This window comes from Sanguibacter inulinus (assembly GCF_013415325.1).
Classification (GTDB): Bacteria; Actinomycetota; Actinomycetes; order Actinomycetales; family Cellulomonadaceae; genus Sanguibacter; species Sanguibacter inulinus.
Genome location: NZ_JACBYE010000025.1, coordinates 35,648 through 61,822 on the forward strand (window position 1 = coordinate 35,648; position 26,175 = coordinate 61,822).

Consider the following 26,175-nt stretch of genomic DNA (forward strand, 5'->3'; position numbering starts at 1 on the left):
TCTCGTCCGGCCGCGGGTCAGTCCGCGGGGATCTCGCAGTGCTTGTTGACGACCATCACGGGGCAGGTGGAGTGGTGCAGCACGGCCTGGCTCGTCGAGCCGAGGAGGAGACCTGCGAAGCCTCCCCGCCCTCGGGAGCCGACGACCAGGAGATCGCTCGCCTCGGAGAACTCGGTGAGCAGCTCGGCGCCGCTGCCGTCGAGCACGATGCGGCGCACGACGGTGCCGGGGTGCGCCGCCTCGGCCTTGTCGACGATCGAGTTCAGCGCGTCGGTGACGTCGGCGAGCACCTGCTCGTGGTCGATCGCTGCCGGCAGCCAGGCGAGCATGCCCGCGCCCGATCCAACAGGGACTCCCGCGACGGCGACGATCTCGGCACCCCAGAGGTTCGCCTGGTGGATCGCGGCGTGCAGAGCCCCGTAGGCCGACGGTGAGCCGTCGACCCCCACCACGACGCGCTTCATCGGGTGGGTCGGGACGCTCGCGTCGGGGTCGCCGCTGCCGCGGTAGGGCACCACGACGGTCGGGCAGTGCCCGTGCGCCGGGAGCGCCGAGGAGACCGTGCCGAGCAGGCGCTCTGCGAAGCCACCGCGCCCACGGGTGCCCACGACGGCGAGGGAGAAGTCCTTGGAGCGCTCGACGAGCACCCCGGCCGCGTCGCCGGCGGCGAGCTCGGTCGTCAGCGTGACGCCGGAGCGGGCTGCACGCTCACGGGCGTCGTCGAGCACCGAACGAGCGCCGTCCTGGATCGCGTTGTCGTCGAGCGCTGCGTACCCGCCGTCGAGGGAGGCCGCCGCGAAGGACGGGAGGGAGTACGAGCAGACCGCGGTGATCGGCTGACCTGATCTCGACGCGTGGGCGATGGCCCAGTCGAGCGCGTGGAGGCTCGAGACCGAGCCGTCGACACCGACGAGGATGGCATCTGAGTGCGACATGGCGTTCTCCTCCTGCATCACGGACAAGCGGCGGTGCTTGTCCCGTACATTACCCGCTCATGACGCTGAGAACACGTTCGGCGGCCCCGCGAGATTCACGAGCGTCGCGGACGCACGAGAGCCCGGACCGCAGTGCGGTCCGGGCTCTCGTGGCGAGGCGTCTGCCGAGGCAGGACGACGTGTCAGCCGATGCGGATGAACGTCGGGTTGGACTGCCAGATCTCACGGAACTGGATCGTCTTGCCGGGGCGCGGTGCGTCGATCTGCGAGTTGCCACCCGCGTAGATCGCGATGTGCCCGGGCGAGTAGATCAGGTCGCCAGGCTGGGCGTCGGCGCGGGACACGACGGTGCCGGCCGAGGCCTGGGCACCAGAGGTGCGCGGCAGGTTGATGCCGAGCTGGGCGAAGACGTACGAGGTGAAGCCCGAGCAGTCGAAGCCGTCGGGGGTGGTGCCACCCGAGACGTACGGCACGCCGACGTAGCGACCAGCGACGTCGAGGATGGCCGAGCCGCTCGCGGAGGCGGGGACCGGCGCTGCAGCCTCGACAGGAGCCTCGGCGGCGACCTCAGAGGTCGAATCCGTGGACTCGGTCTGCGTGTCAGCAGAGATCGAGGTGCGCTCGGCGGTGCGCGAGGCGGCTGCAGGAGCGCGGACGGGCTCCGGCTCCGGCTCGGGCTCGGGCGCCGGGGTGACGACCATGTCGGTCTGCTCGACGGTCCAGGAGGCGTCGGCGGCGACAGTCACGGCCGGAGCCGTGCTGAGCGCGGCACGAGCCTCGGCCTTGAGCGACGCGACGTCGACGGTCGCGACCGAGGCGTCAGAGGGGAGGGGGGCTGCCGAGGCAGAGGTGGCACCCATCAGGGAGACGATGAGGCCAGAGGACGCAGCCACGAGGGCCGTCCGGCGTCCGACGGTTGCTGCGTTCTCGCTGGCCACGGAGGCGATCGAGGTCAGCGGCGCCAAGGGACGCCGTGCCGCGCGGTGGCGGGCACGAGCAGTGCTAGTAGTCACAAGTTCTCTCCAGTACGCCTGCGAGGTCAGCTGTCGGGTTCGAGTAGGAGAACACTCGGCCTCACGACCGTCAGACGGTCGTGGGGCTTCACCCCAAGGACGCTGCGAGCAGCGCCCAGATTTGGGTCCCCCGTCCCTGCCATGCGGGTTGTCGGCGGCTCATGCAGTGGCAGGGTTAGGCGATCTGCACGAGCGCGTCTTCGGCATGACTGCCTATGACGCTCCACGAAGGTACAACAGGTTTTCAGCAAATGTCACGCTCAGGTCACGAGAAATATTGTGACCCAGGTCTCACTCTGAGACGAAGATGTGGCGCGAGACCTCTTCGGGGAGGTCGAGCACCAGGTCAGCGCCTTCTGAGGTCACCGAGATACCGATGCCGGACTCCGTCCGGCCGACTGTGATCTGCCCCCCAGGGACGACCCCGCTGCCTGCGAGACGCTCCAGGAGCTCGATGTCGGTCTGCAGGGGCTCGCCCAGGCGGGCCACGGTGGCCTCGAAGGACTCGTCGGGGTGAGCCGTGACGGCCGCCTTGAGCGAGACCACGCCGTCGAGGAACCCGACCGCTGCGGCACCCTCGCCGAGCTCGACCAGACCCGGGATCGGGTTCCCGTACGGCGAGAAGTGCGGGTGGTCGAGGAGGTCGACGAGGCGCTTCTCTACGCGGTCGCTCATCACGTGCTCCCAGCGGCAGGCCTCTTCGTGGACGAAGGCCCAGTCGAGACCGATGACGTCGGTGAGCAGCCGTTCGGCCAGCCTGTGCTTGCGCATGACGCGCATGGCCTTGGTCTGGCCGACCTCGGTGAGCTCGAGGTGACGGTCGCCGCTGACGACGACGAGACCGTCGCGCTCCATGCGGGCGACGGTCTGCGAGACCGTCGGCCCCGAGTGCCCCAGACGCTCCGCGATGCGCGCCCGCAGCGGGACGATGCCCTCTTCGGCCAGCTCGTAGATGGTCCGCAGGTACATCTCGGTGGTGTCGATCAGGTCGCTCACGCGTTCCTCCAGTGCGTCAGGTGGCGCCGGACGACCCCGACGGGCTCCGAGGAGCCCGTCGAGAGGCACAGGGGTGCCGGCCGGAGCCGCTCAGGGCCCCGTCGCATCGTCCACACGTCTTCTCCGGACAGCCTATCTCGCCCTGCGCAGGCGCGGGGCGGGGGCCCTGACCGGGGGCTAAGGTGGGCCTCGTGACCGCCATGCCCAGCATCCCCGCCGCCCTCCTGCCCGCCGACGGCCGCTTCGGGAGCGGCCCGGGGAAGGTCCGCGACGCGCAGCTCGACGCGCTCGCCTCGACCGGCCGGACGTTGCTCGGCACGTCCCACAGGCAGCCCCCTGTCAAAGACCTCGTGGGCCGGGTGCGGTCCGGCCTCGCCGAGCTCTTCGACGTGCCCGAGGGCTACGAGGTCGTCCTCGGCAACGGCGGGTCGACAGCCTTCTGGGACGCCGCGACCTTCTCGCTCGTGCGCGACCGCGCGGCGCACGGTGTGTTCGGCGAGTTCGGCGGCAAGTTCGCCGCCGCCACGACAGCAGCACCGTTCCTCGAGAGGTCGGCCGTGACCACCGGGGCACCGGGGACCGTGGCGCTGCCCGTCGCGGTCGACGACGCCGACGTCTACGCCTGGGCTCACAACGAGACGTCCACCGGTGCGATGGCACCTGTCCGGCGCATCGCCGGGGCGGCGGCCGACGCGCTCACGGTCATCGACGCGACCTCCGGAGCGGGAGGCCTGCCCGTCGACATCGCCGAGACCGACGTCTACTACTTCGCCCCGCAGAAGTCCTTCGCCTCCGACGGCGGGCTCTGGCTCGCGGTGGTCTCCCCCGCAGCCGTGGAGCGCATCGGCCAGATCGCGACGCGCGGTCGGTGGATCCCGGAGTTCTTGTCCCTGCAGACGGCACTGACGAACTCACGGGCCAACCAGACTCTCAACACCCCGGCGATCGCGACGCTGTTCCTGCTCGGTGAGCAGGTGCGGTGGATGCTCGACCAGGGGGGTCTCGACTGGGCTGCGGCGCGGACGGCCGAGTCAGCAGCACACCTCTACTCGTGGGCGGAGAGCCGCGAGTGGGCGACCCCCTTCGTGGCCGACCCTGCCGACCGCTCGACCGTCGTGGGCACGATCGACCTCGACGAGAGCATCGACGCCGCAGCGATCGCGCGGACGCTCCGCGAGCACGGGGTCGTCGACGTCGACCCGTACCGCAAGCTCGGCCGCAACCAGCTGCGCGTCGCGATGTTCCCCTCCGTCGACCCCTCCGACGTCCAGGCCCTCACAGCCTGCGTCGACCACCTGGTCGAGCACAGCGCCTGAGCCCCACCTGCCGGGACGTCGACCGTCAGGTCGCGGTCGTGCGGTCTTTCGCCTCTTGGACGCCGAGGTCGTCGGCGACGTCGCGGCGGGCATGGGCCTCGTCTGCGGGTCTGTGGACGGCGTCGGCCGAGGGTGCGTAGGTGACCTCGACGTGGGGGCGGTGGAACACCTGGTAGGTGACGGTGTAGTCCCAGTTCTTCTTGGTCCACAGCGCGGCACCTGCGGCCACGAGCAGCGCGGTGATCGAGCCGATGCCGATCGCCCAGCGGGCACCGTAGGTCTCCGCGATCCACCCGACCACGGGCGAGCCGATCGGCGTGGCCCCGAGGAAGACCATCATGTAGAGCGCCATGACCCGGCCGCGCATCTGCGGCTCGGTCGACATCTGGATGGTCGAGTTCGCGGCCGTGAGCATGGTCAGGCTCGAGAACCCGACGGGGATGCTCATCAGCGCGTAGGTCCAGTAGGTCGGCATGATCGCCATCAGACCTGTCGAGACACCGAAGGCGAAGGCCGACCCGATGACGAGCCTCACCCGGGGACGCTCGCGGCGGGCAGCGAGGAGCGCACCGGCCAGGGACCCGATCGCGAGGATGGACCCGAGGATCCCGTACTCCCCCGCACCCTTGCCGAACTCTGCCGTCGCCATGACGGCCGAGGTCAGCTGGAAGTTCAGGCCGAAGGTCGACACGACGCAGACCACGCACATGATGACGACGATGTCGCTGCGGTTGCGCACGTACCTGACGCCCTCGCGGATCTGCCCCTTGGCCCGTGGGGCCACAGGCAGCCTGTTGAGCTCGCTCACGCGCATGCGGGTCATCGCGACGATCACCGCGGCGAAGGTCAGCCCGTTGATGATGAACATCCACCCCGGGCCGAAGGCGGCGATCAGCAGACCGGCCGCACCAGGACCGACGAGGCGCGCGGCGTTGAAGCCTGCGGAGTTGAGGCCCACGGCATTGGAGAGCTTCTCCTTGGGCACCATCTCGGCGACGAAGGTCTGACGCACAGGGTTGTCGATCGCCGTGACACAGCCGAGGAGCGCCGCGAAGACGTACACGTGCCAGAGCTCGGCGTGACCTGAGAGCACGAGCGCGCCGAGGGCGAGGGCGAGCACGCCGAGGGCAGTCTGCGTGATGATCAGCAGCTTGCGGCGGTCGACGCGGTCGGCGAGCACACCGGCCCACGCCGAGAGCGCGAGGACGGGCAGGAACTGCAGCGCGGTGACGATGCCGACGGCGGTCCCCGAGTTGTCGGTGAGGACCGTGAGCACGAGCCAGTCCTGGGCCACGCGCTGCATCCAGGTCCCGACGTTCGCCACGAGGGCGGCGCTGAACCAGAGTCTGTAGTTGTAGTACCTCAGGGAGGCGAAGGTAGGGCTCATCGACTGGCGATCCTCACGAGCAGCTCGCTCGCCGCTGCGAGCGTCTGCCGTTCTTCGGGGGTCAGCTGACCCAGGTTCTTGGTCAACCAGGCCTCGCGGCGTCGCCTGGTCTCTCTCACTTCGTCGCGGCCCGTCGTCGTCAGCTCGACGAGGACGAGCCTCTTGTCGGTCTCGTGCCCGACCTTGGTCACGAGTCCTAGCTCGGCGAGCGCGTTGACGGTGCGCGTCATCGACGGCGGGCGGATGTGCTCGTGGTCGGCGAGCGCGCCGGGCGTCATCGGGCCGTGCTTGTAGATCGTGGTGAGGACTGCGAACTGTCCCTCGGGGAGGTCGGCCTCACCGCGCTGGCTCCGGAGTCGTCGGGAGATCCTGGTCAGCGCCACGCGGAGCTGGCCTCCGAGGGTCCCGGGGGCACAGGCGTCAGGTGTTGTCACTGTCCTTACCCTAACTCATTACCCTAGGTAATGAAAGGGTCTGAGGGTGCGACGACGCCCCCGGACGGCTGGCCTGATCGGCCGCCTGGCAGACCTGGTCGGGTGCGCCGCTCGGCGCAGCGCGTCAGGGCACGTAGGCGACGACGACCTGCCCGTCGCCCTCGAGCGTCATGTGACCCGCGTCGTGCGGGACGAAGACCGACTCGCCGCGGTCGAGCGTCGCGACAGGGCCGAGCGGCCCCGAGAGCGTGAGCCGCCCGTCGAGGCACAGGACGATGCGCGGGCCGTCGTGCGTGACGAGCGCACTCCCGCTCACCGCCCCGAACAGCAGGGAGAACTCCGGGACGGGCGCCCTGTACGCGGTCAGCCCGCCAGGCTCGGCGCGCAGGACCGGCCGCTGAGGCGGTCGCGGCGCGTAGCTCGCGCAGGACATCAGCTCCTCGACGTCCACGCGCTTGGTGGTCAGCCCGGCGCGCAGCACGTTGTCCGAGCTCGCCATCACCTCGACACCGACACCGGTCAGGTAGGCGTGGACCTCCCCCGCGGCGAGGAAGACGGCCTCACCCGGAGCCAGGGAGACCCTGTTGAGCATGATCGAGACGAGCGCGCCGGGGTCGGCGGGGAACCAGCCGTCGAGGTCGAGCACGGTCTGGTCGGCCCGGGACGTCGAGAGCCCGGCGTCGATCCGGGCGCGCACGGAGGCCACGGTGCGGGCGAGGTCGTCGGTGCAGTCCACGTCGCGGGCCGAGAGCGCGACCTCGAATGCTGCGCGGACGCCGTCGGCGTCCGGAGACGCCCGCAGGGCCTCGCGCATCCTGGCGACGAAGTCTCCGTCGAGGCCCTCGAGCAGGGCCAGGGTGCGCGCCGGCCGACGGAAGCCGCACAGCCCCTCGAAGGGGGTGAGCGCGAGGAGCATCTCGGGCTTGTGCTGGTCGTCCTTGTAGTTGCGCGACGGCGCGTCGAGCGCGATCCCCGCAGCGGTCTCCCGGCGGAAGCCTGCCCGGGCGACGTGCGGGTGCGGGTGCACCTGGAGGGACAACGAGGACTCGGCGGCCAAGATCTTCAGCAAGAAGGGCAGCCGAGGACCGTAGGCCTCGACGACCGAGCGGCCGAGCATCGCGTCGGGCGACGACCTGACGAGGGCCGCGAGGTCGACGGTCTCAGCCTCGTCGCGCGCCGCCGCTCCGGCGACAGCCGTCGCGAGCGAGGGGGCGAGCGGGTGCGCACCGAGCCACATCTCGGCGACAGGCTGGCCGTCTGGCTCCGCACCCAGGAGCTCCGGGATCGCAGTCGGAGACCCCCACGCGTACCGCTGGAGCGTGTTGGTGAGGCGGAAGACGCGGCGGGGCGCTGGTCGAGCGAGTGCGAGAGCCCTGAAGGCACGTGCACGAGGTGCAGGCTGTGCGTGGTGCACGGCTCGGATCCGTGGGGCCGGCGGAGCCCGCCCGACCCTCCGGTCAGAAGACGCCGAGGGCGTCGCCGAGCGGGCCGCGGACGAAGTACAGGACGAAGAGCACCGCGGCGATCCACATGAGCGGGTGCACCTGGCGGACCTTGCCGACCGCGATGCGGATGACGACGAAGGTGATGAAGCCCGCGCCGATACCCGCCGTGATCGAGAAGGTGAAGGGCATGACGACGATCGTGAGGAACGCCGGGATGGCGAGCTCCATGTTCTTCCAGTCGATGCCGGTCACCTGCATGACCATGAGGAAGCCGACGACCACGAGGGCCGGTGTGGCAGCCTCGGACGGCACCATCTCGACGAGCGGGGCGAAGAGGGTGGCGAGCAGGAACGCGACACCTGTGACGACGGAGGCGAGACCCGTGCGGGCACCGTCACCGACACCCGCGGCGGACTCGACGTACCCGGTGTTGGACGAGACACCACCGGCACCACCGGCGATCGCGGCGACCGAGTCGACGACGAGGATCTGGCGCGTCTTGGGGATGTTGCCGTCCTTGTCGACGAGGCCGGCCTCGGAGCCGACGGCGACCATCGTGCCCATGGTGTCGAAGAAGTCGGCGAGCAGGAGGGAGAAGACGAGCAGGATGACGGCGACAGCGCCGATCTTCTCGAAGGAGCCGAAGAGCGAGAACTGGCCGAGGAGCGAGAAGTCGGGCCAGTCGATCACGCTGTCCGGGAGCTGCGGGACGTTGAGCTTCCAGCCGTGGGAGTTCAGGACGCCGTCGGCGCCGACCATCCCGCCGACCTTGGCGACGGCCTCGATGACCACGGCGACGACCGTGGACGCGATGATCGAGATGAGGATGGCGCCCTTGACCTTGCGGACCATGAGCACGATCGCGGTGAGCACACCGAAGACGAAGACGAGCAGCGGCCACCCGGCGACAGAACCGGCGACACCGAGCTCGACGGGCGTGCCGGAGCCCGGGCGCACGAAGCCGGCGTCGACCATGCCGACGAAGGCGATGAACAGGCCGATGCCGACGCTGATCGCGACCTTGAGCTCGGGCGGGACCGCGCGGAACACGGCCTCACGGAAGCCCGTGAGGACGAGCAGCAGGATGATGATGCCCTCGAGCACCACGATGCCCATCGCGTCGGCCCAGGTCATCTCGGGCAGCGAGGCGATCGAGTACGCGACGACGGCGTTGAGGCCCATGCCGGCCGCGAGCGCGAGCGGGAAGTTCGCGACGAGGCCCATGATGATCGACAGGACGCCGGCGATGAGTGCTGTCGCCGCGGCGATCATCGTGATGTTCGGCTCGTCGGTGCCGCCACCGAGCAGCTGGCCCGTGCCGTCCTGGACGTTGCCGAGGATGATCGGGTTGAGGACGATGATGTAGCTCATCGCGAAGAAGGTGACGAGGCCACCTCGGATCTCGGAGGTGAGCGAGGAGCCCCGCTCGGAGATCTTGAAGAATCGGTCGAGCGCGCCTGCGGGCGCGGCTGTGTCACGGGTTGTGCTGTTCGCCATGGGGACTAGTGTGCCCGACCGTCCGCCGCAGCCTCACCACGATCTCATCACACCCGCGACACACCCGGACCACCTAGGCTGAGGGCGTGCGCACCTTCTTCGACCTCTTCCTCCACCCGGAACGGCGCCGACCAGGCCCGCAGCCTCGTCAGGTCGACCTGCGCCGCGCAATCCTGGCGGGCATCGCTCTCTGGGCGGTGGCAGCTGCTGTGCTCGCCGTGGTGGGGCTCACGACAGACCTCTCGGTGCGGTCGAACCTCGTGGTCTGCGCGACGGGCGGGGGTCTCGGTCTGCTCGCCCTCGCGTGGGAGCAGAACAACCGCCGCCGCTACAGGGCCGTGGCCGAGACTGTCGACGTGGTCGACGGCACCGCAGCCCAGGACCGCACCCAAGACTGACCCGGTCCGGACGCGACCGGTGCGGTCACCTGGCCCCCCTGCCGTCAGACGCGCCGGGGGCCGGCCTCGAGCAGCACACGCAGCTCGTCCGCGAGCGCCTCGTCGGTCGGCCCGCTCCGCGCGACCGAGGCCACCACCCCGAGGAGGTCACCCGGGGTGTCGAGCCAGGCCCGCGGTGCCCGCTCGGAGACGAGCAGCCGCAGGAGCGCCTCGACCGCCCGGGCGTGCGGCGCCCAGTAGCCGCGCCCGGCAAAGCCGTCGCAGGCGACGATCCCGACGCCTGAGGCCGTGGTGATCTCGACGTCGAAGGCCGCTCCCTCGGGGTACCACTCGATGCCGATATTCCCGACGACGGCCGCGACGACGGTCGACAGCACCCCGGGATAGCGCCACCGGGTGGTCGGGGCGTCGATCTCAAGGGCCGCGAGGTCGCCCCACCGCACGAGGCCGCGCGGGACGCCGTCGTGGGCGCGGCCGTCGCCCGGGCTGTCAGCGGCGTCGAGGTCGTAGCCGTCGTCCGAACGCTCGTCGTAGTCGTAGCCGTCGTCGCGGTCGGCCCCGTAGGCGTCAGCGTCCTCGTGAGCGTCGTCGTCACGGTCTGCGGAGCGCTCGGCGTCGTCGTCCCCCTGACCGCTGATCGCCTGGATCCCGTCGGCGAGCAGGCGGACGTGCCGTCCGCCGGGGTCGCCGAGGCAGAGCACCCCGCCTCGGACGTTCGCGTACGCCACCCGCACAGACCGGCTCCTCGTCTCGTCGGACGTCCCTCGACCACGACCCTCAGGCATCCTGCCCCCGGCCCGCCGGACCATCGTGCCCCAGCCGGACGGGCTCCACAGCCCCAGGGACGCCGACGGCGGGCGTGCCGCAGGGTGTACCTGGGTCACGACCGCCGTCGTAGAGGGGCTCTGCCAAGCTCAGACCACCAGCACCGAGAGGTTCCCCGGTCCGTAGCCGGAGACGTCGCACTCGAGGTCGAGGCGCGGCACGTAGGCCAGCACCCAGCCTGCGACGTCGTTCGGCAGCGCAGCCTTGGGCGGGTGCACAGCGCTGAGCCGCAGGTGCGGGGCACCCTCGGCGTTGAACAGCGACGCCATGACGTTGAGGATCTCGCCGGCGTTCTCGAGCAGCACGTCGGTCAGCTCTCCGGCGCCCACAGCGTTCTCCGAGGCGAGGGAGGGCATGAGGGCGATCGACGCGCCGGAGCGTGCCGCGAGCGGCACGTCCATGACGACGATGGCAGCGAGCTGCATCTGGTCCGAGACGAACTCGGCGACGAGCGCACCGTCGGTGCTGCCGGGGTCGACCATCGGGCCGCCCGTGGCCACCGCGACCTCACGGCCGAGGAGACCTTCGAGCAGCTCGCGGACGTCGAGGGCGCTCGGCAGCGGCGTCGCGCTCACGCGAGCACCGGGTCGATGACCTCGCGGAAGGACTCCGCGGTGAACGGCTTCGCGATGAGGAACAGCGCGCCGGCGGCGGCTGCCTGGTCGCGCATCTCCTGCGACCCCTCGGAGGTGACGAACCCGAACGGGATCATGCAGCCGGCCTGGCGGAGCGCCTGGAGCGCCTCGATCCCGGTGGCGTTGGGCATGTTCCAGTCCGAGAGGATGAGGTCAGGCTTCTCGGCGAGGGCCATGTCGTAGGCCTCCTGACCGTCGGTGGCCTCGATGATCTGCCAGTCGTACCCTGCCTGGCGCAGGGTACGGATCACGATCTGCCGCATCACGCGGCTGTCGTCGGCGACAAGGACGTACATAAGGGGGGTTCCTCTCCTGCTTCTACTGGTGGTGCGGGCTCAGACCAGCGACCACAGCGACACGACGAGGACGTGGCCCCGCCAGTCGAGGGCGATGTCCTGCAAGAACTGCTGCTCGGGGAGCTCGGGGGCTGACTGTGCCACAGTCGGGAGCGAGAGCACCGCGGGGGCCGACAGCAGCGACTTGACGTTACCGCCCACGACGTTGGCGAGCTCACCGAAGGCGTCGGCGAGGTCTTCCTGGCCGACGGGCTCGGACGCGTCCATCATCAGCAGGGCGCGGGTGAGCTCGTCGGCTGCCGGACGCTCGGTGCGCACGATCGTCCGGACACCGAGACCGAGCTCGGCGACGGTCATGTCGACCCACGCGCTGAGCGGCTCGACGGGGGCCGGCACGGGCTCGAAGCGCTCGGAGACGAGCACCTCGCCGCCACCGTCGATCATGGCGGCGAAGACGTCTTCGGTGATGGTCAGGATCTGCTCCCTGGCCACAGCCACAAGGTGGGCGATCATGCGTTCTCCTCTACGGGGAGCAGCCCGAGCAGCTCCAGCTTGTCCCGGAGAGCGTCCGGGGTGAACGGTTTGATGAGGTACTCGTGGGCCCCGGCCGCGAGAGCCCTGACGATCTGCCCGTGCTCGCTCTCGGTCGTGACCATCATGAGCGTGATGCCGCGCCAGGCGCGGTTCTCCCGGACCTTCGTGACGAAGGTGAGCCCGTCCATGACGGGCATGTTCCAGTCGATGCACGCGAGCTGGAACTCGTCGCCCACCTCGAGGGCGTCGAGAGCCTGCTGGCCGTCCCCGGCCTCGACGGTCTCGTAGCCGAGATCCTTGAGGGTCGAGGACACGATGCGCCGCATGGTCCGAGAGTCGTCGATCACGAGTGCTTTCATGCGGGTCTCCCTGAGTTCTGGTAGATCGAGCTGCGGCCGACCTGGACACGGGTCCAGGCGTCGTCGATGCCGACTGTGGTCTCTGCTGCCCCGAGGACGAGGAACCCTCCGGGGCGCATCTGCGGTCGCAGGCGCCGCAGGATGTCCCGCTTCACCTCGACGTCGAAGTAGATGAGCACGTTGCGCAGGAACACGACGTCGAAGGGTCCCCCTGCCGGCGGCGCGCTCAGCAGGTTGTGCTTGCTGAACCGCACCATCGACCTCACGTCGTCGGCGATCTGCCACTGCGCGCCCGACTTGGTGAAGTGCTTGACGAGATAGGTCACGGGCAGGCCGCGGTTCACCTCGAGCTGGGAGTACAGGCCGGACTTGGCCTTGTCGAGGACCTCGTTGGACAGGTCCGTCGCGGTGATCTCGGCCCGGCGGGTGCCGAGCCTCTCGCGCAGGACCATCGCGATCGAGTACGGCTCCTGGCCCGTCGAGCAGGCCGCCGACCAGATCCGCAGGGGCGCGGCCGGCAGCAGCCTGGACGTCACTTCCGGGAGGATGTGGTCGGTCAACGACTGGAACGGCAGCGCGTCGCGGAACCAGCTCGTCTCGTTGGTCGTCAGCGCCTCGACGATCATCTCCGACTCGAGCTGGTCGGGGCGGGTGCGCTGGCTGCGCACGTACTCGTCGACCGACACGCCGCGCCTGCGTGCGAGCGGCAGCAGCCGGCTCTCGACGAGGTACTCCTTGCCGGGGGCGAGGTGGATCGCGCTGCGTGCGCGGACGAGGTCAGCGACGAAGGAGAAGCTCTCCGTGGTCAGGCTCACTCAGTTCACCTCCTGTGGTGCGGCGCTCGCCTGGACGAGGGCCGAGATGGTCTGCCCGATCTCGAGGATCGGGACGATGCGGTGTGCGTAGCCGGCCTGGGCGGTGACGCCCGGCATGCCCCACACGACAGAGGTCTTCTCGTCCTGCACGACGATGGTGCCGCCGGCCTCGGCGATGGCACCCGAGCCGGCCTTGCCGTCAGCGCCCATCCCCGTGAGGATCACGCCGAGCAGGTCCGGGCCGATGCGCTCGAGGACCGAGCGGAACAGCACGTCGACCGACGGCCTGCAGAAGTTCACGGGCGGACCGTGCGTGATGCGGGCGCGCAGGTTGCCGGCCTTGCCGTCGACCTCGAGGTGGGTGTCCCCAGGTGCGATGTAGATGCCGCCGGGGACGAGCGCCTGGCCGTCCTCGGCCTCGACGACCGTCGACGGGCCGAGCCTGTCGAGGCGGTTGGCCAGCTGACGGGTGAAGACCGCGGGCATGTGCTGCACCACGAGCATGGGGACCGGCAGCGGGACCGTGAGGCGCTCGACCACGCGGGAGAGCGCCTCGGGGCCACCCGTCGAGCAGCCGAGCACGACGGCACGCACGGGGTGGCGGCGCGCGCCCTGGCGGGGCGCTGCGGTCCGGGGTGCCGGCGGAGCACCGACGGCGGCCCGCACCGGGACCCCGGCCGCACGCTGCGGTGCCTGCCGGGCTCCGGGCACCAGGGCACGGATCTTCGGGATCAGCTGGTCGGCGACGGCCTTGAGCGACTCGTTGATCGACCCGACGTTCGACGGCTTGGCCACGTAGTCCGACGCCCCGGCCGACAGCGCGTCGAGGGTCGCTGTCGCGCCCCGCTCGGTCAGGGTCGAGAACATGATGATGGGCATCTGGTGGCCCCGCTTGCGGAGCTCGCGGACAGCCTCGACACCGTTGAGCTCGGGCATCTCGATGTCCATCGTCACGGCGTCGGGTCGCAGCTGCTCGACCTTGGCGAGCGCGAGCTTGCCGTTCGCGGCCGTCGAGATCACCTCGATACCGGGGTCGCTCTCGAGGGCCTGGACGACGAGGCGGCGGATCACCACCGAGTCGTCGACCACGAGCACACGGATCGTCATGAGAGCACCTTGTCTGTCGGGAGGGAGAGTCAGACCGCGAACTGCGCGGTCTTGGAACGGAGGTCTGCGGAGGCGCTCGTGAGCTCCTCGACGGTCGTGCCCATGCGGGCGACTACGTCGGAGGACTCCGAGGCGACGGCGGCGACCGAGCCGATGTGCACGGCGATCTCACCGGCGCCCGTGGCCGCCTCGGTGATGCCGCGGCTCATCTCGTTGGTCGTCGCGGTCTGCTCCTCGACCGCCGAGGCGATGGTCATCTGGTAGTCGCTGATGGTCCGGATGATCGTCGAGATCTCGGAGATCGCCGAGACCGTCGTGCCGGTCTGCGCCTGGATCTCGGCGATGCGGCGCGCGACGTCCTCGGCCGCACGGCCGGACTCCCCCGCGAGCTCTTTGACCTCGTGGGCGACGACCGCGAAGCCCTTGCCGGCCTCACCGGCACGGGCAGCCTCGATGGTCGCGTTGAGGGCGAGCAGGTTGGTCTGCTCGGCGATCGACGTGATGGCCTTGACCACGGCGCCGATCGCCTGCGAGGACTCGCCGAGCAGCCGGACGTTCTCGGCCGTCGTCTCGGAGACCTGGACAGCCTGTGCGGCGACCTTGGACGCCTCGTCGGCCGAGCCCGCGATCTCACGGATCGAGGCGCCCATCTGCTCGGCGCCGGCGGCGACCGACTGGATGGTGCGCGAGACCAGCTCGGCGGCCTCGGTCGCGACAGCGGCCTGCGCGCTCGTGGCCGCGGTCCCGCCGGCCACCTGGCTGTTGGCGGCGCCGAGGTCTTCGGCGCTCTGGGCGACGGCGTTCGCCGTGCCCACCACACCGGTCATCGCGGTGCGCAGCGTGGAGACCGCGAGGTCGTAGGACTCCGACATCTGACCGAGCTCGTCGCGGCTGAGGACCTCGACCTCGTGGGTGAGGTCACCCGTGGCGAGGGACTCGAGCGCGGCCTGGACAGATCGGATCCCGGAGGTGATGCGGCGCACCACGAGCACCGCGAGGGTCACCGAGAGCCCTGCGCCGACGAGGAACGCGACACCCAGGACGAGGATCGTCCTGGACACGTCGGCCTGGGCGTCGTGGAGCACCTCGGCCACCTGGAAGTCGATCTGACCCTGCGCGAGGAGCAGCGCACGCCCGGCACGGTCAGGGTCGGCGGCGACGTCGGCCGCGAGGGCCTGCTCGACGCCGTCGACGTCGCCGGCCTGCACGAGGGGCAGCACGACCGAGTCACGGTAGGTGGTCCACTCGTCCCAGCGGGTCACGAAGTCCTGCCACTGCTGGGTGCCGGACTGCTCGAAGGTCTCGACCTCGGCGATCAGCCTGTCGACGGCCGAGTCGTTCCAGTCCGAGGAGGTGAGGATCTGGGTGCGCAGCGCCTCGTCGGGCGCGGCCGCGGCCCGGCGCACGAGCAGCTGGCTGGTGGCCTGCGCGGCGCGGAGGTCGCCGAGGTCGCCCTGGAGCTCGCCGGTGAGGGTGTTCACCTGGTCCAGGTGGCCCGCGGCGCGGTCGAGGGCCAGCGCGGCCACCCCGCCGACCGAGGCGAAGACGACACCCATGACCACGAGGGACGTGCCGATCTTGGCGGCGACGGGACGGTCCCAGAACCACCGAGCCCGCGAGGAGCGCGGTGCCTTGGTGGGAGGCGTGGCACCGGTACCGACAGGGGCGACCGGGCTGTACTGGCTGCGTGCGGCAGGGCGGGCTGAGGGCGCAGCACTGGGACCTGTCGGGCGTACGGGCCGCACTGACGTCGTCGTCATCGCAGCTCCTCCTCGGTGTAGTAGCCGCCGCCGACGAGCAGCGACTCGTAGTTCGTGGCGGTCACCACGACGGGGGCGAGCAGGTAGGTGGGGACCACGGTCACGCCGTTGTCGTAGGAGGTGACGTCGTTGACCTCGGGCGACTCGCCCTTGAGGAGCGCGTCACCCATGGCGACGGTCACCTCGGCGAGCTGGCGGGTGTCCTTGTAGATGCTGGAGAACTGCTCCCCGGCGATCACGGACTTGATCGAGGGGGCCTCGGCGTCCTGGCCGACGACCACGGGGAGCGGACGGTCCGGGGTGCCGTAGCCGGCACCCTTGAGCACGTCGATGATCGCGATCGAGATGCCGTCGTAGGGCGAGAGCACCCCGTCGATCTGCAGGTCGGTCCCGGCGTACACGGAGTCGAGCAGGCGGGTCATGCGCTCGCCGCCCACCTTGGCGTCCCAGGCCTCGATCGCGATGCTCGCGAAGTCGGTCTCACCCGAGGGCACCTGGAGCACCCCGGAGTCGAGGTACGGCTGGAGGACGCTGAAGGCACCCTCGTAGAACACCGTCGCGTTGTTGTCGTCCGACGACCCCGCGAAGACCTCGATGGTGAAGGGCCCGGCGGCCCCTGTCGGCTCCCCGGCCTCGTCGAGGACGCCCAGGCCCTGGAGCAGCGACGTCGCCTGCTGGGTGCCGACCCGGAAGTTGTCGAAGGTCGCGTAGTAGTCGACGTCCGGCGACTCACGGATGAGCCTGTCGTAGGCGATCACCGGGATGCCCGCGTCGGCGGCCCGGGCGAGCTGGGCCTTGAGGGCGGTCCCGTCGATCGATCCGACCACGAGCAGGTCGGCGCCGGCGTCGATCATCGAGTCGAGCTGGTCGACCTGCGTCGCCACGTCGTTCTCGGCGTAGCGCAGGTCGACCTGGTACCCGAGCGCCTCGAGCTGGGCCTGGAGGTTGTCGCCGTCCTCGATCCACCGCAACGACGTGGTCGTCGGCATCGCCACGCCCACGAGGGACGCGTCGGCACCGGCGGCCTCGGACGCGCAGCCTGTCAGGGCGAGCGGGGCCGCGACGAGCAGCGCGAGGGCCGGCGCGACGCGGCGCGGCGACCAGGGTGGGCGGGAGAAGGACATCATCGGCCTCAGATCGTGAAGTGGGACACCTGGGACCGGAGGTCCCCGGAGAGATCGGCGAGCTCGGAGACCGTGCTGCCGACAGCTGTGAGCACACCCGTAGAGGTGTGCGCGGACTCGGCGACGTCGGTGATCGTCGCGGAGATCTCGGAGGCCCCGGCTGCGGCGTCGGTGACGGAGCGGGACATCTCGTTGGTGGTCGCGGTCTGCTCCTCGACAGCCGACGCGATGGTCAGCTGGTAGTCGTTGATGCTCGCGATGATCGCCGAGATCTCACCGATCGCCGCGACAGCAGACGTCGTCTGCGCCTGGACCTGGGTGATCCGGCGCGCGATGTCCTCAGCAGCCCGACCCGACTCCGCAGCGAGGTCCTTGACCTCGCTCGCCACGACGGCGAAGCCCTTGCCTGCCTCACCAGCACGCGCAGCCTCGATCGTCGCGTTGAGGGCCAGCAGGTTCGTCTGCTCCGCGATGCTCGTGATCACCTTGACCACAGAACCGATCTCCTTCGAGCTCTCACCGAGCGCACCGACGGTGGCCGCGGTCGAGTTGGAGAAGGTCACGGCCTGGCTCGCGACCTTCGCGGCCTCGTTGGCGTTGGTCGCGATCTCGCGGATCGAGGCACCCATCTGCTCGGCGCCCGCGGCGACGGTCTGCACGTTGAGGGAGACCTGCTCGGCGGCCGTCGCGGCCACCCCTGCCTGGGTGCTGGTCTGGCTGACGCCGCCGGCGACCTGGGTGTTGGCTGCGGCGAGGTCGTCGGCCTTGCTCGACACCGACCCGGCGGCCGCGGCGACCTGGGTGAGGGTGCCGCGGAGCTCGCCCCGGGCGACCTCGAAGGCGTCGACGATCGAGCCGACCTCGTCGGAGTCGACGTGGACGGCCGGGTGGGTGAGGTCGCCCGCGGCGAGCTCGTCGATCGAGCCGCGCAGCATCTCGATGCTGCGGCGGACGCGGCTGTTGACCGCGACGGTGAGGACCGTGCAGAGGATCGCACCGATGACGAAGGCGACGGCGAGGACGGCGAGCGTCCGCGTGGCCTCCTGCTCGGCGGCTGTCGCGAGCTCGGCCGCCGCGACGGGGTCGGCCTCGGCCGACACCGCGCGCAGGCTCGACGCCGCGCTGCGCAGCGCGAGTGCCCCGAGACCGCCCACCACCGCGAAGACCGCGCCCATCAGCACCAGGGGTGCTGCGAACTTCACGCCGACGGGACGGTTCCAGAACCACTGCATCTTCGGTCATCTCCTGCTGTAGTGCGGGGCGACGCAGGACTGCGCCGCCCGGAAGGCAACCTCCCTATCGGCACGCTGGTGCCATGTGTGAGACGTCCCGGGCCGCGGCTCCGCGCCGCTGGCGACGGATCGACGTGGTGGTGCGGACGGCGGCCGGGTGGTGCTCAGACCGTGAAGGAGCCGACCTGGGTCCGCAGCTCTGCCGAGGTCCGGGCGAGCTCGTCGACGGTCTCGGACATCTGCCCGACGGTGATGGTCGACTCGGCCGCGGCCGAGGCCACGCCGGTGATGTTCGCGGCGATCTCCCCGGCGCCCGTGGCCGCCTCGGTGACCGAGCGGGACATCTCGTTGGTGGTCGCGGTCTGCTCTTCGACAGCCGAGGCGATGGTCAGCTGGTAGTCGTTGATGCTCGCGATGATCGCCGAGATCTCACCGATCGCCGCGACAGCAGACGTCGTCTGCGCCTGCACCTGGGTGATCCGGCGCGCGATGTCCTCAGCAGCACGACCCGACTCGGCCGCGAGGTCCTTGACCTCGCTCGCCACGACTGCGAAGCCCTTGCCGGCCTCCCCAGCACGAGCAGCCTCGATCGTCGCGTTGAGCGCCAGCAGGTTCGTCTGCTCCGCGATGCTCGTGATCACCTTGACCACAGAACCGATCTCCTTCGAGCTCTCACCGAGCTCGCCGATCGCCGCGGCGGTCGCCGTCGAGAAGTCGACGGCCTGCCCGGCCACCCGGGCGGCCTCGTTGGCGTTCGTGGCGATCTCGCGGATCGAGGCGCCCATCTCCTCGGCGCCTGCGGCGACGGTCTGCACGTTGCGCGAGACCTGCTCGGCCGCTGCGGCGACGACGCCGGCCTGCGCGCTCGTCTCCTCGGAGCCTGCGGCGACCTGCGAGCTCGACGACGCGAGGTGCTGGGCTGCCGTCGCGAGGACGTCGCTCGAGCCGACGACCCCGGCGAGCAGCCGCGCGATCGAGCGCTGAGCCTCGGCGAGGGAGGTCGCCATGTCACCGATCTCGTCGGTGCTCGCGACCTGCGGAGTACGGGTGAGGTCACCGGCGGCGAGGGCCTCGAGGGCACCGTTCACCTCGGCGGCCGAGCGCTTGACGCGGCGGCCGAGCACGAGGCTCAGGGTGACCACGGCGGTCAGGCCGAGGAGCACGGCGACCACGACGACAGCCCCGTTGCGGGTGCGGGCGGAGGTCATCTCGTCGTGGAGGGTGTCGGCGCGGTCCGTGAGCGACTGGCCGAGCTCGGCGGTCTGGCTCGTGATCGCGTAGTACTGCTCGTAGCCGGCTCCGACCACGAGGCCGTCGGCCTCGACCTTGGAGGCCTCGGAGCCGTCCTGGTAGAGCGCGACGACCTGGTCGTCGACGGCCTCGAAGGCGTCCCAGCTGGACGTGATGTCCGCGAAGAGGCTCCGCTCGGCGTCGGTCATGGTCTCGACGTCGACCTCGCCGAGCAGCGTGCGGAGCTCGCCGATCGAGGTGACGAACCCGGCCCGGTTGGCGGAGTCGGCGGCGACCGCGGCCTGCGGTCCGACGGTGCTGGCGTCCCAGGCGTAGGCGACCTGCCACCCGGACACGTCCGAGTTGTACCGCGAGACCTGGGCGACCTGGAGGCGCAGCGCGTCGAGCGCGACGATCTGGTCGCTGCTGGACTGCGAGGAGCCGAGCCCGCTCCACCCTGCGGCGGCCACGAGCGCGGCGACGACCATGCCCACCGCCCCGACGCTGAGGATCTTGGCACGGAGGTCGTAGCGGGGGCGGTTCTTCACGGTGGGCATGAGCACTCCTGAGGCAGGCGGGTGGTACCAGACGTGCTCCCCCTGCGACCCTCGCAGGTGCGTGAGGGCCAGCTGGACGTCCTATCGTCCGGAGCACCCGGGAGTTGAGGCGTCACAGATCGCCGGACCGGCGAAGTCTCCTGCGCGTGGGCCCTGACGTCCGGCACAGACACCGACGGCGCGGCGGCCCCCACCGGGCCGCCGCGCCGTCGTGGTGCGTCAGTAGACGAAGCTGGCGACGCGTTCGCGCAGGTCAGCAGACATCATGGCGAGCTCCTGGACGGCCGTGCCCATCTGGGCGACGACGTCGGAGGACGCCACGGCGGCCGAGGCCACGCCGACGATGTTCTGCGCGATCTCACCCGACCCTGTGGCGGCCTCGGTGACCGACCTGGACATCTCGGTGGTCGTCGCGGTCTGCTCCTCGACGGCAGAGGCGATGGTCAGCTGGTAGTCGTTGATCGTCGCGATGATCTCGCCGATCCCCGAGATCGCCGCGACAGCCGACTCGGTCTGGCTGCGGTTCACGTCGATGCGGCGCGCGATGTCCTCGGCGGCCCGGGCCGACTCGGCTGCGAGGTCCTTGACCTCCGAGGCGACCACGGCGAAGCCCTTGCCGGCCTCGCCGGCACGCGCGGCCTCGATGGTCGCGTTGAGCGCGAGCAGGTTCGTCTGCTCCGCGATGCTCGTGATGACCTTGACCACGGCGCCGATCTCCTGGCTCGACGTCCCGAGGTCGACGACGGTGATGCGGGTGCGCTCCGACTGCTCGACGGCCTCGTTCGACGCACGGGCGGCCTCGTTGGCGTTCTGCGAGATCTCGCGGATGGACGCGCCCATCTGCTCGGCGCCCGCGGCGACGGTCTGCACGTTGCGCGAGACCTGCTCGGCGGCCGCGGCCACCACACCGGCCTGGACGCTGGTCTCCTCGGAGCCTGCGGCGACCTGCGTGGTCGAGGCCGACATCTCCTCGGCGGCTGCGGCGACGGTCCCGGCCGTGGCGACGACACCCGAGACGAGCTCGCGCAGGTTCGCCTGCGCCGAGGAGAGGGAGGCGGCCATCTGACCGAGCTCGTCGCCAGAGTCGACACCGGTGTCCTTGGTGAGGTCCCCGTCTCCGAGGGCGACGATGGTCTCCTGCACCTTGCGCAGGTTGCCGACGATCGAGCGCACGAGGGTCACGGCGACGACCACGGCGAGGAGCGCGGCGACGACACCCGCGACGATCATCGAGACGATCGCCGTGCGGGCTGTGGCCGTGGACTCCTCGACAGACTGCGCAGCGCTCTCGCCCACGGCGTCGATGATCTCCTGCAGGGCGCCCGTGACCTCGGCGGTGATCGGACGCACCTGCTCGACGTAGGCGTCGTGGTAGGCGATCGCCCCGTCCTCGGTGATCGGTGCGATGGCCTCGACGGCCGCCTGGTACCGACTGTACGCGTCGGTCAGGGTCCCGAAGGCGGCGCTGTCGAGGACGTAGGGCTCGTAGGCGTCCATGCTCGCGAGGGCGTCGGTGTCGAACTTCTCCATCTCCTCCAGGACCGTCTTCTGACCCTCGGGGGTGCTCATGCCGTACTCGAGCACGCGGGCGCGGCTCGCCTGGAACCAGCGCTGGATGTTGTTGAGGTCCGACTGCGGTGCGATGGCCTCGCGGTCGAGCTGCTGCGTCTGGGCGTCGAGGGTCACGAGCCGCTGCGCGCCCACCGCGGTGATCATCGCCGTGAGCAGGATGACGATGCCGAAGCCGATCCCGATCCGCACGGCCACGGGGAGGTCGCCGAGGCGACGTCGGCGCGGCGCGCCGACCTGGCTGGACGTGGTGCCGGGCGTGCTCGAAGACATGGTGCTCCTAGGTCAGGGGGGGTGACGGGAGCGCGCGGCGCGCTCGACGTCGGGCAGCACTCCCATCGGCGGGCGCCCGACCGCCATGAGCAGACAGGGCGGCTCCTCACCCGGGTGCGCTCCGCCACACCGGAGGACTGTGCCGTCACGGGGGGACGCGCAGACCCCCGCCCTCGAGGAGGACGGGGGTCTGCGCGGCGCGCGGTGCGGGGTGCGCCGCGCGCTGTGCGCTGTGCGCTGTGCGCTGTGCGCTGTGCGGGCTCAGTAGCGGAAGGTCGAGACCTTCGCGTGCAGGTCCGAGGCGATCCCGGCGAGGTCGTCGACCCGGCCACCGAGGTCGGCGATCGCGATGTTCGACACCTCGGCGGTCTGCGCGACCCCCGCGGCGTTCGCGGCGATCTCGCCCGAGCCCGTGGCGGCCTCGGTGACCGAGCGGGACATCTCGTTGGTCGTCGCGGTCTGCTCCTCGACGGCCGAGGCGATGGTCAGCTGGTAGTCGTTGATGCTCGCGATGATCGAGGAGATCTCCGCGATCGCGTCGACCGCGGAACGGGTGTCGACCTGGATGGCCTCGACCCTGCGGGCGATGTCCTCGGTCGCCTTGGCGGTCTCCTGCGCGAGGTCCTTGACCTCGGAGGCGACCACGGCGAATCCCTTGCCGGCCTCGCCAGCACGTGCAGCCTCGATGGTCGCGTTGAGGGCGAGCAGGTTCGTCTGCTCCGCGATGCTCGTGATGACCTTGACGACGGCGCCGATCTCCTGGCTCGACGTGCCGAGCTTGGCGACGGTCTCGTTGGTCGTGGCGGCGACCGTCGTCGCCGAGTGCGCCACCTGCGCGGCCTCGTTGGCGTTGGTCGCGATCTCGCGGATCGAGGCACCCATCTCCTCGGCGCCTGCGGCGACGGTCTGGACGTTGCGCGAGACCTGCTCGGCGGCCGCGGCCACCACGCCGATCTGCGCGCTCGACTCCTCGGCACCCGTCGTCACCTGGGCGGCTCCGGCACGCATGTCCTGGGCCGCGTCGGAGACGCTGCGGGCCGACTCGGCGACCCCGCCGAGGACGTCGCGCAGGCTGCGCTGCGCGGTGACCAGGGCGCTGGCCATCGCACCGATCTCGTCGCGCGAGGTCACCTGCGGCTCGTCGGTGAGGTCGCCCGCGGCGAGCGACTCGAGGGAGTGCTGGACCTTGACGGTCGAGCGGGTGATCGAGCGGGCGATGGTCATGCCGGCGGCCAGGCCGAGGGCCATGCCGAGGACGCTCACGACGATGATCACCAGCAGGCCGCGGCTGCCGGTAGACCGCGCCTCGTCGGCGAGGTCGGCGCTGAAGACGACGGCCTCCTCGGCCCCGGCGTCGAGGTCGACCAGGTACTCGTCGATGAGCGGCTGCGACACCTCGGTCAGGGCTGTCTCGTAGGCCTTCGGGTCCGCGAGACGCGCCGCCGGGACGACCTGGTCGTCGCGGACCTGGCGCCACTCGAGGAAGGTGTCGATCCCGGAGAGGGCCGAGGACTCGATCCCCGCCATCGCCGTCCGGAACTGCTCGATCGCGGCGTCGGTCTCCGCGTCGTTGTCCGCCTGCTTGGTCAGCCACTCGTCGATGATGTCGTCGTCCGAGGCCGCCGCGATCTGCGCGACGATCAGACGCGCCTTGAGCTGCCCCTGGTGGACCTTGTTGAGCGGGATGACGATGTCGTTCTGGACCGTGGCGAGCGTGCTCGCGTCGTCCGAGATCGCCCGCGTGGTGGTCACGGCGACCGACGCGACGACCACGACGACGAGCACGAAGACGGCGATGATCGCGCCGATGCGCTGCATGAGGCCGACCCGGCGGCGGCCCTGACCGGAGGGGGCCGTCGGTGCGACGGACCCGCGCCCGGCGGACGACGGGGTGTCGTAGGCCGGGGTTGTGGCTCCGTTCCCGCGGGCGGCACCCGACGGCGCGTCGGAGCGCGGACGGTCCAGGGACTGACGGGGTGCAGACGTGACGCTCATGGTGCCTCTTCCGGTCGACAGGGGATGCCGGCCGCTCTCCACAGGAGAGACTCGTCGGCACGACGGGCCGAGAGCGGTCGTCGTCGGCCTGTCGTCTGGTGCTGTGCTGCGGTGGTGCGTTGCTGCTGTGCTGCGGTCGTGCTGGTTCCTGCGGGTGCTGCTGGCTGGTGCTGGGTCGTGCCGTCCTGCGCTGCGGCGGGGTCGCTGCCGTCGACCCCGCCGTGGGGTCAGGCGGCGAGCGCCGCGTCGACGTCGAGCGTCAGCAGCAGACCCTGGTCGAGCTTGAAGGCGCCGGTGATGAGCTCGCGGCTCTGCGCCCCGAGGGTCTCGGGCGGGGACTCGAACTGCTCCTCGTCGAGGGTGAGCACCTCGCCCACCTCGTCGACCAGCAGGCTGATCGAGTCGTCAGCCACCTCGACGACGACCATCATCGACTCGGCGTCCGCCGCGAGGGCCTCGAGGCCCAGACGGGGACGCAGGTCGACCGTCATGACGACCTGGCCGCGCAGGTTCACCAGGCCGGCGATGCCGACAGGTGCGAGCGGGACCGGGGTGCGGGCGTGGTGCCCGAGCGTCTCGGAGATCCGCATGACCTCGACGCCGTAGAGCGCCTCGCCGATGCGGAACGTCACGTACTGGGTGGACATCAGGCGCTCACCATCTCGGAGTCGTACGCAGAGCCGAGGCCTGAGGCCGCGGCGTGGTCCATGCCGTCGGTGCCGAGCATCTGGTCACCGTCGTAGAAGCGGGGGTCTGCCTGGAGCAGCGCCGTCGGCACGTCGAGCAGCTCGGTGACGCGTCCGGACAGGACGATCGAGCCGAGCAGGCCGATGTCGTCGACGGTACTGCGCTCCGCACCGGCGTCCGAGACGATCTCGACGATCTCGGAGACGACCATCGCGACGGTCCGCTCGCCGCGGGTGAAGACCACCAGGGGGATCTCCTCGGTCGGCTCCTCGAAGGACCCGAGGGTCCGGGCGAGGCGCGAGACCGGGACGATCGCGTCGCGGTACTGGATGACCTCGTGGCCACCCACCAGCTCGATGCGGTCCTGGGCGACGAGCTCGAGGCGCGTGACCATCGCGAGCGGCACGGCGACACGACGTCCCGAGCCGATCCCGACGACGAGCAGCTCGGTGACCTCGCCGGCCGAGACGCTCTTCTCGATCGCGGCACGGTGGTCGAGGTCGGCGATCTCCCCCGACAGCGACCGGCGGGCGATCGCCTGGACGTCGAGGATGAGCGCGACCTGGCCGTCACCCATGAGGGTGGCGCCCGCGTAGATGCCGATCGTCTTGAGCTGGGCCGCGAGCGGCTTGACGACGATCTCCTCGTTGTTGAGGACACGGTCGACCACGAGGCCGAAGCGCTGGTTGTCGGCCTGCAGCACCGCGATGACCGCGGAGTCGCCGTCGCCACGGGTCTGGCCCATGACGTCGCTGAGCCGCACGAGCGGGAGCAGCGCGCCGCGGAGCCTGTACACCTCGGCCGAGCCGATGTGCTCGATGGCCTCCTGCGTCTTCTGGGTGTCGAGGGCCACGAGCTCCTGCAGGTTGACCTGCGGGATCGCGTAGATCTCGGAGCCCGAGCGCACTGTGAGCGCGGGCATGATCGCGAGGGTCAGCGGGATGCGCAGGCGCCACGTGGTGCCACGGCCCACCTCGCTCTCGACCTCGACGGCGCCGCCGATCGACTCGATGTTCGAGCGGACCACGTCCATGCCGACGCCACGGCCGGACACGTTGGTCACGGCTGCGGCAGTCGAGAACCCGGGCAGGAACACGAGGTTGAGGATGTCGCTCGTCGCCATCGCGTCGAGCTGCTCGGCCGTCTTGAGGCCACGCTCGATCGCCTTGGCGGCGACCTTCTGCGGGTCGATGCCCGCGCCGTCGTCGCGCACCTCGACCATGACCTGACCACCTGCGTGGTAGGCGCGCAGGGTGAGGACACCCGTCGAGGGCTTGCCCGACGCCGTGCGCGTGGCCGGCGACTCGATGCCGTGGTCCACGGCGTTGCGCACCAGGTGGGTGAGCGGGTCCTTGACGGACTCGAGGAGGGAACGGTCGAGCTCGGTGTCCCCACCGACCATCTCGAGGCGCACCTCGCGGGCGCAGGCGGCCGCGAGGTCGCGGACGATGCGCGGCATCTTCGACCAGATGTGGTCGATCGGCTGCATGCGGGTCTTCATGACCCCTTCTTGCAGCTCAGAGGCGATGAGGCTCAGGCGCTGCGAGGAGCGGGTGAGCTCGGCGTCGGAGTCGAATCCGGCCAGCTGGGCGATCTGGTTGCGGACGAGGACGAGCTCGCCGACCTGACGCATGAGGTCGTCGAGGAGGTCGACGTCCACGCGGATCGACGACTCGCTCGTGCCGCGCGAGGCGACAGACTCTGTCGGCTCGGGTGCGCCGGCGCGGGCCGGGGTGGCCTTCGCGAGAGCGGGGGC

At 70.7% G+C, this 26,175-nt stretch carries 24 protein-coding genes and 1 riboswitch; of the genes, 2 read left to right on the plus strand and 22 right to left on the minus strand.

Annotated elements, in window-relative coordinates:
• Positions 1–17: 17 nt before the first annotated feature.
• From HZZ10_RS11175 to HZZ10_RS11185, 3 genes are all read right to left on the minus strand, one after another.
• Positions 18–935, minus strand: coding sequence for a universal stress protein (locus HZZ10_RS11175; protein ID WP_056128420.1), 918 nt, complete (start codon positions 933–935; stop codon positions 18–20).
• A 182-nt stretch (positions 936–1,117) separates the two neighbouring features.
• Positions 1,118–1,948 carry a C40 family peptidase gene (locus HZZ10_RS11180; protein ID WP_179913565.1) on the minus strand — a complete coding sequence of 277 codons (831 nt, stop codon included), beginning with the start codon at positions 1,946–1,948 and terminating at the stop codon, positions 1,118–1,120.
• A riboswitch (cyclic di-AMP (ydaO/yuaA leader) is annotated at positions 1,949–2,115 on the minus strand.
• Positions 2,116–2,239: 124 nt separating this feature from the next.
• A complete protein-coding gene (locus tag HZZ10_RS11185) occupies positions 2,240–2,944 on the minus strand; it encodes an iron-dependent transcriptional repressor DtxR (RefSeq protein ID WP_056128415.1) in 705 nt (234 codons plus the stop codon).
• A 200-nt stretch (positions 2,945–3,144) separates the two neighbouring features.
• Between HZZ10_RS11185 and serC the strand changes: the two genes are divergently transcribed.
• Entirely contained in the window at positions 3,145–4,260 is a 1,116-nt protein-coding gene (gene serC / locus HZZ10_RS11190; RefSeq protein ID WP_056130567.1) for a phosphoserine transaminase, read from the plus strand.
• Between the two features lie 25 nt (positions 4,261–4,285).
• Here the strand turns inward: serC and HZZ10_RS11195 are convergent, their stop codons facing one another.
• The 4 genes from HZZ10_RS11195 to HZZ10_RS11210 form a co-directional block, all read right to left on the minus strand.
• The gene (locus tag HZZ10_RS11195) at positions 4,286–5,647 is read right to left on the minus strand and encodes an MFS transporter (RefSeq protein WP_056128412.1); all 1,362 of its coding nucleotides are present in this window, start codon (positions 5,645–5,647) and stop codon (positions 4,286–4,288) included.
• Positions 5,644–6,081 (minus strand): MarR family winged helix-turn-helix transcriptional regulator, encoded by a 438-nt coding sequence (locus tag HZZ10_RS11200; protein ID WP_056128409.1) that lies wholly within the window; start codon positions 6,079–6,081, stop codon positions 5,644–5,646. The genes HZZ10_RS11195 and HZZ10_RS11200 overlap by 4 nt, the downstream gene beginning before the upstream one ends.
• A 124-nt stretch (positions 6,082–6,205) precedes the next feature.
• Entirely contained in the window at positions 6,206–7,495 is a 1,290-nt protein-coding gene (gene manA / locus HZZ10_RS11205) for a mannose-6-phosphate isomerase, class I (RefSeq protein WP_179913566.1), read from the minus strand.
• A 43-nt stretch (positions 7,496–7,538) separates the two neighbouring features.
• Complete coding sequence (locus tag HZZ10_RS11210; RefSeq protein ID WP_179913567.1) at positions 7,539–9,023, minus strand: NCS2 family permease; 1,485 nt, start codon at positions 9,021–9,023, stop codon at positions 7,539–7,541.
• Between the two features lie 86 nt (positions 9,024–9,109).
• Here HZZ10_RS11210 and HZZ10_RS11215 point away from each other — a divergent pair, with 86 nt between their 5' ends.
• Positions 9,110–9,421, plus strand: a complete 312-nt coding sequence (locus HZZ10_RS11215; RefSeq protein WP_056128398.1) for a DUF2530 domain-containing protein — start codon at positions 9,110–9,112, stop codon at positions 9,419–9,421.
• 44 nt (positions 9,422–9,465) lie between these two features.
• On the opposite strand, the gene HZZ10_RS11220 is transcribed toward HZZ10_RS11215, so the two are convergent.
• The 15 genes from HZZ10_RS11220 to HZZ10_RS11290 all read right to left on the minus strand — a co-directional run.
• Positions 9,466–10,155 (minus strand): hypothetical protein, encoded by a 690-nt coding sequence (locus tag HZZ10_RS11220; RefSeq protein WP_218928683.1) that lies wholly within the window; start codon positions 10,153–10,155, stop codon positions 9,466–9,468.
• A 180-nt stretch (positions 10,156–10,335) separates the two neighbouring features.
• Complete coding sequence (locus HZZ10_RS11225; protein WP_056128355.1) at positions 10,336–10,821, minus strand: hypothetical protein; 486 nt, start codon at positions 10,819–10,821, stop codon at positions 10,336–10,338.
• Positions 10,818–11,177 (minus strand): response regulator, encoded by a 360-nt coding sequence (locus tag HZZ10_RS11230; RefSeq protein WP_056128353.1) that lies wholly within the window; start codon positions 11,175–11,177, stop codon positions 10,818–10,820. Before HZZ10_RS11230 ends, HZZ10_RS11225 begins: the two co-directional genes overlap by 4 nt.
• Positions 11,178–11,216: 39 nt before the next feature.
• Positions 11,217–11,690 (minus strand): chemotaxis protein CheX, encoded by a 474-nt coding sequence (locus tag HZZ10_RS11235; RefSeq protein ID WP_056128350.1) that lies wholly within the window; start codon positions 11,688–11,690, stop codon positions 11,217–11,219.
• Entirely contained in the window at positions 11,687–12,070 is a 384-nt protein-coding gene (locus tag HZZ10_RS11240; protein WP_056128347.1) for a response regulator, read from the minus strand. The genes HZZ10_RS11235 and HZZ10_RS11240 overlap by 4 nt, the downstream gene beginning before the upstream one ends.
• Positions 12,067–12,885 carry a CheR family methyltransferase gene (locus tag HZZ10_RS11245; RefSeq protein ID WP_179913569.1) on the minus strand — a complete coding sequence of 273 codons (819 nt, stop codon included), beginning with the start codon at positions 12,883–12,885 and terminating at the stop codon, positions 12,067–12,069. Before HZZ10_RS11245 ends, HZZ10_RS11240 begins: the two co-directional genes overlap by 4 nt.
• Positions 12,886–13,992 carry a protein-glutamate methylesterase/protein-glutamine glutaminase gene (locus HZZ10_RS11250; RefSeq protein WP_056128341.1) on the minus strand — a complete coding sequence of 369 codons (1,107 nt, stop codon included), beginning with the start codon at positions 13,990–13,992 and terminating at the stop codon, positions 12,886–12,888.
• A gap of 29 nt (positions 13,993–14,021) precedes the next feature.
• Complete coding sequence (locus HZZ10_RS11255; protein ID WP_179913570.1) at positions 14,022–15,752, minus strand: methyl-accepting chemotaxis protein; 1,731 nt, start codon at positions 15,750–15,752, stop codon at positions 14,022–14,024.
• Positions 15,749–16,879: a multiple monosaccharide ABC transporter substrate-binding protein gene (gene chvE / locus HZZ10_RS11260; RefSeq protein ID WP_179913571.1), complete on the minus strand. Its 1,131-nt coding sequence runs from the start codon at positions 16,877–16,879 to the stop codon at positions 15,749–15,751. Before chvE ends, HZZ10_RS11255 begins: the two co-directional genes overlap by 4 nt.
• Before the next feature lie 5 nt (positions 16,880–16,884).
• Positions 16,885–18,108 (minus strand): methyl-accepting chemotaxis protein, encoded by a 1,224-nt coding sequence (locus HZZ10_RS11265; RefSeq protein WP_179913572.1) that lies wholly within the window; start codon positions 18,106–18,108, stop codon positions 16,885–16,887.
• Positions 18,109–18,272: 164 nt separating this feature from the next.
• A complete protein-coding gene (locus HZZ10_RS11270; protein ID WP_179913573.1) occupies positions 18,273–19,895 on the minus strand; it encodes a methyl-accepting chemotaxis protein in 1,623 nt (540 codons plus the stop codon).
• Between the two features lie 219 nt (positions 19,896–20,114).
• Positions 20,115–21,737, minus strand: coding sequence for a methyl-accepting chemotaxis protein (locus HZZ10_RS11275; protein ID WP_179913574.1), 1,623 nt, complete (start codon positions 21,735–21,737; stop codon positions 20,115–20,117).
• A 261-nt stretch (positions 21,738–21,998) separates the two neighbouring features.
• Entirely contained in the window at positions 21,999–23,732 is a 1,734-nt protein-coding gene (locus tag HZZ10_RS11280) for a methyl-accepting chemotaxis protein (protein WP_179913575.1), read from the minus strand.
• Between the two features lie 227 nt (positions 23,733–23,959).
• Positions 23,960–24,379, minus strand: coding sequence for a chemotaxis protein CheW (locus tag HZZ10_RS11285; RefSeq protein WP_012868063.1), 420 nt, complete (start codon positions 24,377–24,379; stop codon positions 23,960–23,962).
• The coding region (locus tag HZZ10_RS11290; protein WP_179913576.1) for a chemotaxis protein CheA at positions 24,379–26,175 on the minus strand (1,797 nt) is incomplete at its 5' end. The genes HZZ10_RS11290 and HZZ10_RS11285, both read right to left, overlap by 1 nt.

Excerpts from the sequence above, each read along its gene's own strand:
- HZZ10_RS11175 (WP_056128420.1), bottom strand. The coding sequence starts at position 935 with ATGTCGCACTCAGATGCCATCCTCGTCGGTGTCGACGGCTCGGTCTCG.
- serC (WP_056130567.1), top strand. The coding sequence starts at position 3,145 with ATGCCCAGCATCCCCGCCGCCCTCCTGCCCGCCGACGGCCGCTTCGGG.
- HZZ10_RS11195 (WP_056128412.1), bottom strand. The coding sequence starts at position 5,647 with ATGAGCCCTACCTTCGCCTCCCTGAGGTACTACAACTACAGACTCTGG.
- HZZ10_RS11210 (WP_179913567.1), bottom strand. The coding sequence starts at position 9,023 with ATGGCGAACAGCACAACCCGTGACACAGCCGCGCCCGCAGGCGCGCTC.
- HZZ10_RS11230 (WP_056128353.1), bottom strand. The coding sequence starts at position 11,177 with ATGTACGTCCTTGTCGCCGACGACAGCCGCGTGATGCGGCAGATCGTG.
- HZZ10_RS11235 (WP_056128350.1), bottom strand. The coding sequence starts at position 11,690 with ATGATCGCCCACCTTGTGGCTGTGGCCAGGGAGCAGATCCTGACCATC.
- HZZ10_RS11240 (WP_056128347.1), bottom strand. The coding sequence starts at position 12,070 with ATGAAAGCACTCGTGATCGACGACTCTCGGACCATGCGGCGCATCGTG.
- HZZ10_RS11250 (WP_056128341.1), bottom strand. The coding sequence starts at position 13,992 with ATGACGATCCGTGTGCTCGTGGTCGACGACTCGGTGGTGATCCGCCGC.
- HZZ10_RS11255 (WP_179913570.1), bottom strand. The coding sequence starts at position 15,752 with ATGACGACGACGTCAGTGCGGCCCGTACGCCCGACAGGTCCCAGTGCT.
- chvE (WP_179913571.1), bottom strand. The coding sequence starts at position 16,879 with ATGATGTCCTTCTCCCGCCCACCCTGGTCGCCGCGCCGCGTCGCGCCG.
- HZZ10_RS11265 (WP_179913572.1), bottom strand. The coding sequence starts at position 18,108 with ATGCAGTGGTTCTGGAACCGTCCCGTCGGCGTGAAGTTCGCAGCACCC.
- HZZ10_RS11270 (WP_179913573.1), bottom strand. The coding sequence starts at position 19,895 with ATGCCCACCGTGAAGAACCGCCCCCGCTACGACCTCCGTGCCAAGATC.
- HZZ10_RS11275 (WP_179913574.1), bottom strand. The coding sequence starts at position 21,737 with ATGTCTTCGAGCACGCCCGGCACCACGTCCAGCCAGGTCGGCGCGCCG.
- HZZ10_RS11280 (WP_179913575.1), bottom strand. The coding sequence starts at position 23,732 with ATGAGCGTCACGTCTGCACCCCGTCAGTCCCTGGACCGTCCGCGCTCC.
- HZZ10_RS11285 (WP_012868063.1), bottom strand. The coding sequence starts at position 24,379 with ATGTCCACCCAGTACGTGACGTTCCGCATCGGCGAGGCGCTCTACGGC.